General features: G+C 63.2%; 11 protein-coding genes. 7 read left to right on the top strand and 4 right to left on the bottom strand.

What is annotated here, in order from left to right; genetic code table 11:
- Nucleotide 1 precedes the first annotated feature (1 nt).
- From scpA to HQ394_RS10270, 3 genes are all read left to right on the top strand, one after another.
- Nucleotides 2–2,215: a methylmalonyl-CoA mutase gene (gene scpA / locus HQ394_RS10280; RefSeq protein WP_190260179.1), complete on the top strand. Its 2,214-nt coding sequence runs from the start codon at nt 2–4 to the stop codon at nt 2,213–2,215.
- A gap of 110 nt (nt 2,216–2,325) precedes the next feature.
- Complete coding sequence (meaB, locus tag HQ394_RS10275; RefSeq protein ID WP_223291491.1) at nt 2,326–3,462, top strand: methylmalonyl Co-A mutase-associated GTPase MeaB; 1,137 nt, start codon at nt 2,326–2,328, stop codon at nt 3,460–3,462.
- A gap of 457 nt (nt 3,463–3,919) precedes the next feature.
- On the top strand, nt 3,920–4,693 hold the full coding sequence (locus HQ394_RS10270) for a carbonic anhydrase (protein WP_190260178.1): 774 nt from the start codon (nt 3,920–3,922) through the stop codon (nt 4,691–4,693).
- A gap of 135 nt (nt 4,694–4,828) precedes the next feature.
- Here the strand turns inward: HQ394_RS10270 and HQ394_RS10265 are convergent, their stop codons facing one another.
- From HQ394_RS10265 to HQ394_RS10250, 4 genes are all read right to left on the bottom strand, one after another.
- Nucleotides 4,829–6,190 carry an IS1182 family transposase gene (locus HQ394_RS10265; RefSeq protein ID WP_190260069.1) on the bottom strand — a complete coding sequence of 454 codons (1,362 nt, stop codon included), beginning with the start codon at nt 6,188–6,190 and terminating at the stop codon, nt 4,829–4,831.
- Between the two features lie 137 nt (nt 6,191–6,327).
- Complete coding sequence (locus HQ394_RS10260) at nt 6,328–7,752, bottom strand: FAD-binding oxidoreductase (RefSeq protein ID WP_190260177.1); 1,425 nt, start codon at nt 7,750–7,752, stop codon at nt 6,328–6,330.
- A gap of 55 nt (nt 7,753–7,807) precedes the next feature.
- On the bottom strand, nt 7,808–8,110 hold the full coding sequence (locus HQ394_RS10255) for a hypothetical protein (RefSeq protein WP_190260176.1): 303 nt from the start codon (nt 8,108–8,110) through the stop codon (nt 7,808–7,810).
- A 98-nt stretch (nt 8,111–8,208) separates the two neighbouring features.
- A complete protein-coding gene (locus HQ394_RS10250; RefSeq protein ID WP_190260175.1) occupies nt 8,209–8,829 on the bottom strand; it encodes a S24 family peptidase in 621 nt (206 codons plus the stop codon).
- Between the two features lie 119 nt (nt 8,830–8,948).
- On the opposite strand from HQ394_RS10250, the gene HQ394_RS10245 reads away from it, so the two are divergent.
- The 4 genes from HQ394_RS10245 (at nt 8,949) to HQ394_RS10230 (ending at nt 12,077) form a co-directional block, all read left to right on the top strand.
- On the top strand, nt 8,949–9,311 hold the full coding sequence (locus HQ394_RS10245; RefSeq protein ID WP_190260174.1) for a hypothetical protein: 363 nt from the start codon (nt 8,949–8,951) through the stop codon (nt 9,309–9,311).
- 557 nt (nt 9,312–9,868) lie between these two features.
- The gene (locus HQ394_RS10240) at nt 9,869–10,102 is read left to right on the top strand and encodes a hypothetical protein (protein ID WP_190260173.1); all 234 of its coding nucleotides are present in this window, start codon (nt 9,869–9,871) and stop codon (nt 10,100–10,102) included.
- 5 nt (nt 10,103–10,107) lie between these two features.
- Nucleotides 10,108–11,724, top strand: coding sequence for a portal protein (locus HQ394_RS10235; RefSeq protein WP_190260172.1), 1,617 nt, complete (start codon nt 10,108–10,110; stop codon nt 11,722–11,724).
- On the top strand, nt 11,721–12,077 hold the full coding sequence (locus HQ394_RS10230; protein ID WP_190260171.1) for a Bbp19 family protein: 357 nt from the start codon (nt 11,721–11,723) through the stop codon (nt 12,075–12,077). The genes HQ394_RS10235 and HQ394_RS10230 overlap by 4 nt, the downstream gene beginning before the upstream one ends.
- Nucleotides 12,078–12,139 lie beyond the last annotated feature (62 nt).

The following is a 12,139-nucleotide window of genomic DNA, read 5'->3' as shown; positions in this document are numbered from 1 at the left end:
CATGGCCGCGTTTCCCGATTTCACCCAAGTTCCGCTGCTATCCGGCAACCTGCCGCCTGCCGGGAACGGTCGTGATTATGCCGCCTGGGCCGAACGCTTTCGCGCCGAAAGCGGCCAGCCGCCTGAGGCGTTCACGTGGGTGACGCCGGAGCAGATCCCAGTCAAACCGTTCTATTCCGCCGCTGACCTTGAGGGCATCGACCATCTCGATACGATGGCCGGCATTCCGCCCTACCTGCGCGGCCCCTACCCGGCGATGTATGTCACCCAGCCGTGGACGATCCGCCAATATGCCGGTTTTTCCACCGCTAAGGACTCCAACGCCTTTTACCGTCGCAACCTCGCGGCCGGGCAGAAGGGTCTGTCGGTCGCCTTCGACCTCGCTACGCACCGCGGCTACGATTCCGACAATCCGCGGGTAGCGGGTGACGTCGGCATGGCCGGCGTTGCCATTGACTCGATCATGGACATGCGGGTGCTGTTTGACAGCATCCCTCTCGACCAGATGAGCGTGTCGATGACGATGAACGGTGCGGTGCTACCGATCCTGGCACTCTATATTGTCGCCGCCGAAGAGCAGGGGGTGAAGCACGAGCAACTTGCCGGGACCATCCAGAACGATATTCTCAAGGAGTTCATGGTCCGCAACACCTACATTTACCCGCCGTCGCCATCGATCCGGATCATTTCGGATATCTTCGCTTTCACCTCGCAGAACATGCCGAAGTTCAACTCAATCTCGATCTCCGGCTACCACATGCAGGAGGCGGGGGCGACGGCAGACCTGGAGATGGGCTACACGCTGGCAGACGGTGTCGAATATGCCCGCTGCGGATTGAAGGCGGGACTCAGCATCGACAAGTTCGCGCCACGGCTGTCGTTCTTCTGGGCGATCGGCATGAACTTCTACATGGAAGTGGCGAAGATGCGTGCCGCCCGGCTGCTGTGGGCGCGGCTGATCAATCAATTTGAGCCGAAGAACAACAAGTCGCTGGCACTGCGCACCCACTCGCAGACCTCCGGCTGGAGCTTGACGGCGCAGGACGTGTTCAACAACGTCGTGCGCACCTGCGTTGAAGCAATGGGCGCTACCCAGGGGCACACCCAATCGCTGCACACCAACTCCCTCGACGAAGCGCTGGCGCTGCCGACCGACTTCTCGGCACGCATCGCCCGCAATACCCAGCTGTTCCTGCAGCAGGAGAGCGGCACCACCAAGGTCATCGATCCGTGGGGCGGCTCCTACTACGTCGAGCGGCTGACCCGCGAGCTGGCTGAGAAGGCCTGGGGTCACATCCAGGAGGTCGAGCAGTCGGGTGGCATGACCAAGGCGATCGAGGCTGGCATCCCCAAGCTACGCATCGAGGAAGCAGCGGCGCGGACGCAGGCGCGTATCGACTCCGGTCGGCAGACGGTGGTCGGCGTCAACAAGTTCCTGCTGTCCGAAAAGGAGGACGTCCCCGTCCTCAAGGTCGATAACGCCCAGGTGCGTGCCCAGCAGATCGCCCAGCTCGAACAGCTGCGCAAGGAGCGCGACCCGCAGGTGGTCGAGCAGCGGTTGCATGCGCTGACAAAGTCCGCCGAAACCGGCGAAGGTAACCTTCTTCAGCTCGCCGTCGAAGCTGCCCGCGCCAAGTGTTCGGTTGGCGAGATCTCGTTCGCCCTCGAGAGGGTCTACGGCCGCCATAAGGCGGAGATCAAGGCGATCTCCGGTGTCTATAGCGGCGAGGTCGGGGAGAAGTCCGACGTGGTCAAGACAGTGCACAAGATGGTCGAAACCTTCGAGGCCAATGATGGCCGGCGCCCGCGTATCCTCATCGCCAAGATGGGCCAGGACGGGCACGATCGTGGCCAAAAGGTGATTGCCTCGGCGTTCGCCGACCTCGGCTTCGACGTCGACATCGGTCCCTTGTTCCAGACTCCGGGCGAAGTGGCGCGCCAAGCGGTGGAAAACGACGTCCACGTGGTCGGTGCCAGCTCGCTGGCGGCCGGGCACCTGACGCTGGTGCCGGAGCTGAAAAAGGAACTGGCGGCGCTCGGCCGCGAGGACATCCTCATCGTCGTTGGCGGCGTTATCCCGCCGCAGGACTATGAAGCGCTTTATGCCGCCGGAGCCGAGGCGATCTACCCGCCAGGCACGGTGATCAGCCAAGCGGCGATCACGCTGGTGAACGCGCTGAACAAGAAGCTGGGCTACACCAGCGAAGCGGCCTAAACGGCAGCGGCCGGGCATCGGAGAGGCCTTCCTCCCCGATGCCCGGCCGCGACGCCCCGCGACCCGGGTTCCGGGCCGGACTGGCCAAGCGGAGCAAGGGAGGGATTGTCATGACAAGGACCACCGACGGTTTGATGGCGGTGAGTGAGGAACCGCCGGCGGCGACGATTGCGCAACCGCCACGCTCGTCGGCCGTCGCCCGCCGTCCCGACGTCGATGCGCTGGCAGCAGGCGTTTTAGCTGGCGACCGCTCGATGCTGGGACGCGCCATCACTCTGATCGAAAGCCGCAATCCTGCGCACCAGCGGCTCTCCGCCGAGCTCAGCCTCAAGCTGTTTCCCCATTCCGGCAAGGCGTTCCGCATCGGCATCACCGGCGTTCCCGGCGTCGGCAAGAGCACCTTCATCGAGGCGTTCGGCTGCAACCTGATCGACGCCGGCAAGCGGGTGGCGGTGCTGGCGGTCGATCCGACGAGCCCGCTCACCGGCGGCAGCATCCTCGGCGACAAGACGCGGATGGCGCAGCTCAGCGTCCAGGAGAACGCCTTCATCCGGCCGTCGCCATCCGGCGGCACCCTGGGTGGGGTCACCCGGACGACGCGGCAGACCATTGTCGCCTGCGAGGCGGCGGGCTTCGACGTCATCCTGGTGGAGACGGTCGGCGCCGGCCAGTCGGAGGTGGCTGTTTCCGACATGACCGACTTCTTCCTGGTGCTGATGCTGCCGGGCGCCGGCGACGAACTGCAGGGGATCAAGAAGGGCGTGCTCGAGATGGCCGACATGCTCGTCGTCAACAAGGCCGACGCCGACAACGAGATTCGCGCCAGGCAGGCAGTTGTTCACTACCGTAACGCGCTGCATATCATGCAGCAGCGCAGCCCCAATTGGGCACCGCCGGTGGTCATGGCTTCGGCCCTGCACAACAAGGGCCTCGATGAGGTGTGGGCGAAGCTGAGCGAATACCGCTCGAAACTGGATGCGTCGGGGGAATTTCAGGAGAAACGCCGCAAGCAGCGGATCAAGTTCATGTGGGCGACGCTGCAGGACCGCCTGATGTCAGATTTGGTCAACCACCCATCGGTGAAGGAAGCCCTGCCAACCATTGAACACGACCTCCACGACGGCCGCCTGACGGTAACTCTGGCCGTGGAGAAGATCCTGGGGTTGTTCAGGGGTAGTGTAAGCAAGGGAAGCGCGGTTCGCGACCCACCATTTCGCCCGCCGCCGTCGCCAATTGTTGGGTCATGACCTACCCTACGATGTTATAGAAACCTCAACTTTCATAACTCTACTCTGTTTGCCGGATCGATTAGCAGGGGATCGGCGATAGCCAAAGGCCGGCGTTTGCTGGTGCCAGGCGGGTGTTACTTCTTTACGGTTAACCTCCTTTGACGAATGGCGTGGCGCGGTCCGCTATCGCAATGGGGAGCCGTGAGCACACGCTGCGATGCTCAATGAACACTGTGCACCACGGCTGTAAGCGTTGCCGTGAATGGCCGCGACAAGGACGGCCATGACGTTGAGAAGAAGGGCGGGCGAGGATGCATGCCATCAATGTTGCCAGCAATCGTGGTGGCGCGCCGTGATGGCGATTGCTGTTAGGCGCATTGTTAGGTCGTCACGGTCTATCCAGACGCACAGTGTTGACCCCAAATGGGCCGCTATGGGACAAGGGAGCAGCGATAAGAAACAGGGAGGATGATCCATGAACAGGCGCACTTTTGTCCATGGCGTGATGGGTATTGTTGCGTGCCCGCTCTGCGCCGGACTTCTCGGCCGCAGCGCTGTCGCTTCCGATGCCAAGCCGCACTGGTCGTACGAAGGCAGCAACGGTCCCGCGGCCTGGGGTGAACTGGAGTCCGCCTATGCAGTGTGCGGCACCGGCAGGCAGCAATCACCGATCGATCTCAGCCATGCCATCACCGCAGAATTGGATGCCGCGAGCGTCAATTGGCAACCAATCAGCCATGGAATTATCCTCAACAACGGCCATACCATTCAGATCAACACGCCCGACGCGGGCGGCCTGTCGCTCGACGGTGCCGAGTACAAACTGGCGCAGTTTCACTTCCACCATCTGAGCGAGCACGCTGTTGACGGCAAACGATCGCCGATGGAGGTTCACTTCGTCCACAAGGCGACGAGCGGCGACGGGCTCACCGTGCTGGGCGTCTTCTTGGTTGAAGGCACCGAGAACTCGGTGCTCGCCCCGCTGTGGGCAGCGATGCCGGAGCACGAAGGCGAAAAGCCGCTGGTTTCAAGCATCGACGCCAAGGGGTTGCTGCCGAGTTCTTCTGCCGCTTACCGTTACGAAGGATCGCTGACGACGCCGCCGTGCTCGGAGATCGTCAACTGGGTTGTCCTCAAGGAACCGGTGACCGCGTCGGCAGCGCAGATCGCCGCCTTCGCCAAGCTGTTCCCGAACAATGCCCGTCCGATCCAGCCGCTCAACCGCCGCTTCATCCTCTCGATCCAGTAGCACGCCTAGCAGCCTGTCGGACTTGCGTCTCGGGCGTCGCCGGACCTGCGTAGGGATCGGTGCGTCGGCGCCTCTGTCAGCGCCATTTTGGGCGGTGCGGTCGCGCTGGCGCGCCTGCGGAACTGGCCGCGCAGGCTAGACGGCGCGGCTGAGGGCGAACATCCGCTTCAGGTTCCATGCCATGGTCACAAGCCTCCACTCGCCACGGGCGGCATTGAGCCCGCGCAGCAGGAACTGCCGGAACCCCAGCACGGACTTGATGATGCCAAACACTGGCTCGGGCGTCTGCTTGCGCAGGGCGTAGAGCGCGCGGCCCTGCGGCGTGCGCAGCCGATACGCCATCGCCTGAACCGGGGTGGGGTCTTCGGGCGCCGGTGGCGCCGCAGCGAAGCGCTCTTGCAGGCTGAGATGATGCGCCTCGCGACCAAGTGCGATCAGCGGTTCGATCCCGCCGGCCACACAGGCCTGCACATTCGCCTCGCTGAAGTAGCCATTGTCCGCCAACAGCATGTCCGGCCTGCCGAGCACGTCCGGCAGAGTGCCGATCTTGTCCAGCATGGGTGTAAGCTGCTGCTTGTCGTTGGGCGCCTGCACCACGTCGGCGACCACCACCAGCAGACTGCCCGCCGCCACCGCCGCCTGCGCATTGTAGCACTGCTCAAAACCGCCGCCCGCCACCGCCATGATGCGGCTTTCCTCGTCGGTCAGATTGATCTGATCCGTGGGCAGCGGCGTCGCCACCGGCGGCTTCGGCTCACGGCCCGTGGGCTTCTTGCCGGTGGCCGCTGCCTTGGCGTCCCGTGCTGCGAGTTTCGCCTGATGGTCTGCCTGCTCCCGTTCGAAGCGTTCCTTCGCGCGGGCCTCGATCTTCGCCCGGGCCTCGGCGAGCCTGGACAACCGTTCCTCACGTCGCGCCAATTCGTCGGGGATCGACATGCCGTCAGCGATGTCCACCTGGTCCGCCGCTTCTGCCTTGGCCATGAGATCGGCCACTTCGGCCTGCAGTTGGGCCTCCAGCTTGCCCGCATGGTCATAGGACAGCGCGCTGTGCCGGCTGGCATTGGCGTGGACCTTGGTCCCGTCGAGCCCGACCGTTCCCAGCTTCAGCACGCCCATCTCGCGCGCGAGCACCAGCACCTGGACGAACAGCTTCTCGATCTGCGGCAGAAAGCGTCGGCGGAACGCGGCGATGGTGTCATGGTCCGGATGATCGTTCGCCGCGATGAAGCGGAACGCCACGCTGTCATAGGTCGCCCGCTCCAGCTTGCGGCTGGAGAACACCCCGGTGGCGTAGCCGTAGATCAGAATGCCCAGCAGAAGGCTGGGGTGGTAGGACGCTTCCCCAGAGCCACGGTAGCTGCCGGTCATCGGCCGCAGATCCAGCCCCGCGATCACCTCCACCACGAACCGCGCCAAGTGCCGCTGCGGAAGCCACTCGTCCACCGACGGCGGCATCAGAAATCCGCTGTCGCGGTCGATCGGGCGGAAGTTGCTCATGCCGAAGAGGTCCGGGCCGGGGGCGTGAATCCATGCCCGGATTCTATAACCCACAGCTCCGCCTCGCGTTAAGTCCGACAGGCTGCTAGGGCGGGAGTTGACCCGCCCTACTGCCCGCCACGGCTGCCGGCTCCGGATCAGACCGCCGGTTTTACGTTCAGGTTAACCTGGAACAGGTTGTCGGGATCGTACTTCGCCTTCAGAGCGGCCAGCCGGTCATAATTGGCGCCATAGGCGGCGCGGACGCGGTCCTGTTCGTCGTCGGTCATGAAGTTGACGTAGACGCCGCCGGTGGCGTGCGGCGCCGTGGCGGCGAAAAAGCGTCTCGCCCAGCCGATACAGCCGTCGTCATCGTCGGCGTTCCGCCAGCGGCCGTGCACGTTGAGGACAAACGTGGCGTCGCGATGGGGAAACGCCGTTGCCTCTGAGGCCACCCGTCCGGCGGCACCGTCTAGGTGGGCGATGAAGATCTCGCATTCCGGCGACGGCAATTTCCGCGCGTAGTCGACCATGAGGTCGATCGCAGCGTCGCTCAGCTCGGCAAAATCATGTGACTTCCAGTAGTTGCGGGCTCCGGGGGTCAGTAGCGGATCGAATGCCGCCTGCCAGGCGCAAAACGGTAGCGGTCCGACATGCTCTCCCACCGGGGTGGCGAAGGCGCGGAGAGGTGCAATCGCCCGCTCGCCCTCGGTCACGTCGCCGGCGTACAGGAGGGCAAAGACCACCACCTCCTTGCCATGAACATCGGGAGGCAGGAAGGGCAGCGGTGGCGCTTTACGTAGAACCGTCCACACCGTCAGTGCATCCGGCGCTGCAGCGACGAAGGTGCGATAGCGGCGAAGCAGCTCCGGCGCCTCACTGAAGGGGTAGACGATCAGACCAGCCAGCACCGTCGGACCGAGCGGGTGGAGTTGAAGAGTGAAGGAGGTAACGATGCCAAGGTTGCCGCCGCCGCCACGCAGGCCCCAGAACAGGTCGGCATTCTCTTCGGCGCTGGCGCGAACCAATTGGCCGGCGGCGGTCACCACGTCGACCGCAAGAAGATTGTCGATGGTGTGGCCAAAGCTACGGCTGAGCCAGCCGAAGCCACCGCCGAGTGTCAGGCCGGCGACGCCGGTGGTGGAATTGATGCCGAGCGACGTGGCGAGGCCGAACGCCTGCGCTTCCCGGTCGAGATCGGCGAGGATGGCACCGGGTTCGACGCGGGCGGTACGGTTCCAGGGATCCACGTGCACCGAGCGCATGAGCGACAGATCCAGCATCAGTCCACCGTCGCAGACGGCGCTGCCGGCGATATTGTGTCCGCCTCCCTTCACCGCGAGCAGTAGGCCATAATCTCGGGCGAAACGAACTGCGGCAAGCACATCGGCGGCGCCGGCGCAGCGGACAATCAGCGCCGGCCGTCTGTCGATCATCGCGTTCCACACCGAGCGCGCGTCGTCGTAGCCGGGATCAGCGGGCGTCAGCAGTGCTCCGCGGAGTTCCCGTTTCAGCTTATCCACTACCTCAGGTGAAATCTCTACGGGCGCGCCCGCAGGCGTCGCCAGCGAAATGCCCGTCATCACGATCCTCCCGGTTGAGTTATTGGAATGATCGTAACACAAATTCGCTCTTTTCTCAGCGCTTGGCGTGCAACGCCACGGCGGTTTCGCGATGTGACCGCAATGCCTGGGCGAGGCGTACCGGCGCTGGATCAGCCGCCGCGCATAGGGCGGCATCGATGCCTCGTGCCGCGGCGCGCCAGCCGGCAAGCGATCGGCTGGTTGCAAGGGCCAGTTGGTCGAGGTCGCGATTAGCGCGCTGACGCAGCGTTGGCACGGTCAGCAAAGAGCCGGCGAGGGCTTGATCGCGAAGGCCGTCGGGGATTGGTCCATCGTAGCAGCGATGTAAATCGGCGAGGGTTGCAGGCGGCGATGACACGGAGGATCCTTAAGCCGAGATTCGACCCGCCATAGGATCATATGCCTACATCAATGTCAAGATGGAAGCTTATCAGCGACGAGGCCGAGCGCAGCGGACTACTGCGTTGCCCACAGAATGCGAGCGACCCACTCCACTTCTTCAGTGGTTAGCCAACGGTCTGGATGCTCCGGATTCAAGGAGCGCAATTCGTACTTGTTAGACGTTTTGCGCTTTAGAATCTTGGCCATGATCTCGCCCTCGCGCGTCTTGACGATGACGCGGTCGCCGCGACGAAGCGGCGCTTGTGGGCAGACGATGACCACATCGCCGTCGCGATAAACCGGCTCCATGCTGTCGCCGCTGATCTCGAGCGCATAGGCGTGCGGATCGCCAATGTCCGGAAACGGAATGTCCTCCCAACCTGCCCCCGCCGGATAGCCGGCGTCGTCGAAGAAGCCGGCGGCACCAGCCTGGGCGAAGCCAATCAGGGGAATGTTCTTGAACGTTCCTTCGTTCATGAAGGAGACGAATTCGCCCCAGGTGGCGCCAGTGGCATCAAGAATTTTCTCGATGCTTTCGGTGCTCGGCCATCGCGCTCGCTCGTCGCGGGTGATGCGCTTGCTCTTGTTGAAGGTGGTGGGATCGAGCCCGGCTTTGCGGGCAAGACCAGAGGGCGTCAGACCGTGCCGCTCGGCCAGCCGATCAATTGCACGCCAGATGTCCTGATGCCTAGACATGGGCTAATTATCCCACATTCGGCCCGACCTTGCACCAGGTACATTTCCCTATAAAATAATTGACATAGGATGAAAAGCGGATACGCTGCGCATATACATGTTTCGTTCCGTGAGGGCTCATGGCAAACGTTCGCACCTACGCTTCCTCGCAAACCTTCGCCGTCTCAGCGTGCTTCGCCAGCGCCGAGGAGGCATGGTTCTGGTTTGTCCGTTGCCAGCAAGTTCGCCGCGATGGTGCGCGATTCAGCGACAGCGGCGGTCCGCAGCGACCCTGCGATCCGGATGACATCTACGTAGCGGCCGCGACGCTGCACCGGCGTGGCGTCCTCAGCCGACCGCATATGTCGGTGCTCGGTACCTTTGGTCTGCGCGGCCATCCTCCCGATGCACGCTGCCGCGATGAGCAGAACTCAGCGCGGTTGTGGGATGAAGCGCTGGATCGACTCAGCACAATATTGCGTAGTAAAGGCATCGTTGGTTGACTACAAACAGTATTAGCGACAACAGAAACGGCGATGCGTCGCTATATAGGTGCAGCGATGGTTTACCGGCACTTGTTGTTTTTAGCGATGATGCAAGCTTGCGATGGCTTCGTTTGTTGCGTCGAGGATTTCGTCACTGTTTTGTCGCCGTACAGCGGAGTGACATCTGGATTATTTGTAACCCTCTCTCACACCATACTGACCTGGATGCGGCGGTAGGATGGTCGGCCGGCGAGTTGGTGACATGGTACCGGAATCACGGGTTCATCGTCGTCGCGACCGTGGCTCACGTCCCTCCCCTACGCTGTGCACCTTTGCGTCCCTTTACCTGCGTCGAGACGGTCAAGCGGGTTCTTGGGCTGCGAGCGCCGCGGGTATTCACCCCCTGGCAGTTATACCGCTTTCTCCATCGTCCTGGCGTCATCCAATTACGAAGAGAAGGAAAAAAATCTTNNGACTATGGCCCCATTAAAGGTATATATCCCTTTCATCGGCCGCCCCACGTGCGTCCATCGCCTTCACCGTTTGTAAGTGNNACCGATCAGGAGGACAGCCCAATGGGAGGCCTAATCAAAACGCCGAAACCCAAGACGGCCGAAGCACCAGCGGTGGTCACGCCCATCGAGACGACCACTGCCGCCCCGACGGCTGAGGAGACAGCGCAACAGGAACGCATTGACTCCCTGAAACGACAGGCACGCGGACAGGCGGCAACCATTGCCACCTCACCGCGCGGCTTACTGGTCCTGAGTGCGACGGATGCAACACGCAAGTCGCTCCTCGGTGAGTAAGCAGAATGAACACATTTCTGCCGAAGGATGTGATAGCCCAGTATCAATCGGCCAAGGACAGACGATCGGCATGGGAAGGAGTGTGGCAGGACTGCTACGATTTCGCCCTTCCCTCGCGCGATAGCGCCGTACGCGGCGATTCTCTTGGCCCTCGCCGTGGTGATCGATTGTTTGACGGCACAGCGCCGGATGCGGTCGATCAGCTGGCAGCCAGCATCATGTCGCAGCTGACCCCACCCGGCGGGCGTTGGTTCGGCTTCTCCGTTGGCCCGGACGTGGTGGCCAGCGATCGGGCAGAGCTCGGCGCCGCGCTGGAGCGAGCGACGGCAATCATGCAGTCACACATCGAGCGGTCGAACTTCGCGGTCGAAATGCACCAGTGCTATCTTGATCTGGTGACCGCCGGGACCGCATGCCTGCTGTTTGAAGAGGCGCCGCCGGGCGAACCATCGGCGTTCCGCTTCACCGCGGTGCCGCTGGCGCACGCTGTCCTCGACGAAGGCGCCGGTGGCCGTCTCGACGTGACCTACCGACGCTGCGAGCTGACTCCCGCGCAATTGAGTGCCCGGTTTCAGCTGTCGGTGGAGGCGGAACGCATTCTCGGTTCGAAGGACAGGCGGTCGGATCAGCGTCTCGCCGTGATCGAAGCGGTGATCCCGGACGGCAACGGCTATCGCTACGTTGCCGTCGCCGAAACGCACACCGACCGCGATGGCGAGCCGCTAATTCTCGCCCAGGGTCGCTTCGCCTCGTCGCCCTTTATCAATTTTCGCTGGCTGAAAGCTCCCGGCGAAATCTACGGCCGATCGCCGGTGATGAAGGCACTGCCTGACATCCGCACCGCCAACAAGGTGGTGGAACTGGTGTTGAAGAATGCGTCCATCGCCGTGACTGGCATCTGGCAGGCGGACGACGACGGGGTCATCAATCCGGCAACGATCAAGCTCATTCCGGGCACGATCATTCCCAAAGCGGTCGGCTCCGCCGGTTTGACGCCACTGCAGGCGCCTGGTCGCTTCGATGTCTCCGATCTGGTGCTGAATCAGTTGCGAGAGCGCATACGCAAAGCGCTGTTTGTCGAACAACTGGGCCAGATCAACGGCCCGCGGATGACGGCAACAGAGGTTCTGCAGCGGGCGGCGGAGATCGCTCGCATCCTTGGGGCGGCTTACGGCCGCTTGCAGTCGGAACTTATGGCGCCGCTGGTGAGCCGGGCGCGGTCGATCCTCGCCCGCCGCGGTGAAATCGAGGATTTCCCCCTCGACCACCGATTCGTTGCCCTGGACTACCGTTCGCCACAAGCCCGTTTCCAGGCGCAGCTCGACGTGCAGAACACGCTGATGTGGCTCGACAGCGTTCGCAACCTTGGTCCCGAAGGTCTGGCAGCAATCGATCCGCAGGCCACCGCTCGCTGGCTCGGCACGTCGCTTGGGGTTCCGGTGGAGTTGATGCGCGAGGCGCCGGCCACCGAGGTGGCTGGGGCTCCGGCACCAGGACTGGCGGCATTTGCGGCCAGCGTTGATCCCACGGCGGCGCCGGCTACAGCGGGTGCCACTGCGGAAGCCGTGCTCGCCACATTTCTTCGCCAGCTCACTGCACCGGAAACACGAGGCAGCCGATGAACCGCGCCGAAACAGGATGGAGCTGGTTCGAAGCGCTGCGTCCCGCCGGTGCCGCGTCAGCCGCAACGCCTGGAGACCAGGGGCTGGCAAACGCGGCGGCACGCTGCTTCTGCAGCCCTGACGGTCAGCGCGTCATCAAACACCTCCGCACCTTTACCCTCGAACGCACGCTCGGCCCCGGCGCGTCGGAGACGATGCTGCGCCATCTTGAAGGCCAACGCTCGCTGGTTGCGTATTTAATCAAGCTATCGGCTCAGGGCTTGCGCAGCGGCGCCTTGAGTTCGCCAGCAGCAGCCATGAGTGAGCCGGAACAGGAGACCGCTGTTGTCACACGGAGTAACACAGATGAATGATAATCTCCTGACTGCCGGACTCGCAGCCGGCACCGCCGAGACATCGGCTGCTGATCCGGGGT

It is taken from the genome of Defluviicoccus vanus, assembly GCF_014672695.1.
GTDB lineage: Bacteria > Pseudomonadota > Alphaproteobacteria > Rhodospirillales > Defluviicoccaceae > Defluviicoccus > Defluviicoccus vanus.
This window is presented reverse-complemented; position numbering and strand designations above follow the sequence as displayed.

Coding starts and splice junctions, on each gene's coding strand:
- HQ394_RS10270 (WP_190260178.1), top strand. CDS start 3,920: ATGAACAGGCGCACTTTTGTCCATGGCGTGATGGGTATTGTTGCGTGC.
- HQ394_RS10260 (WP_190260177.1), bottom strand. CDS start 7,752: ATGACGGGCATTTCGCTGGCGACGCCTGCGGGCGCGCCCGTAGAGATT.
- HQ394_RS10240 (WP_190260173.1), top strand. CDS start 9,869: ATGGGAGGCCTAATCAAAACGCCGAAACCCAAGACGGCCGAAGCACCA.
- HQ394_RS10265 (WP_190260069.1), bottom strand. CDS start 6,190: ATGAGCAACTTCCGCCCGATCGACCGCGACAGCGGATTTCTGATGCCG.
- scpA (WP_190260179.1), top strand. CDS start 2: ATGGCCGCGTTTCCCGATTTCACCCAAGTTCCGCTGCTATCCGGCAAC.
- HQ394_RS10250 (WP_190260175.1), bottom strand. CDS start 8,829: ATGTCTAGGCATCAGGACATCTGGCGTGCAATTGATCGGCTGGCCGAG.
- HQ394_RS10235 (WP_190260172.1), top strand. CDS start 10,108: ATGAACACATTTCTGCCGAAGGATGTGATAGCCCAGTATCAATCGGCC.
- meaB (WP_223291491.1), top strand. CDS start 2,326: ATGACAAGGACCACCGACGGTTTGATGGCGGTGAGTGAGGAACCGCCG.
- HQ394_RS10245 (WP_190260174.1), top strand. CDS start 8,949: ATGGCAAACGTTCGCACCTACGCTTCCTCGCAAACCTTCGCCGTCTCA.
- HQ394_RS10230 (WP_190260171.1), top strand. CDS start 11,721: ATGAACCGCGCCGAAACAGGATGGAGCTGGTTCGAAGCGCTGCGTCCC.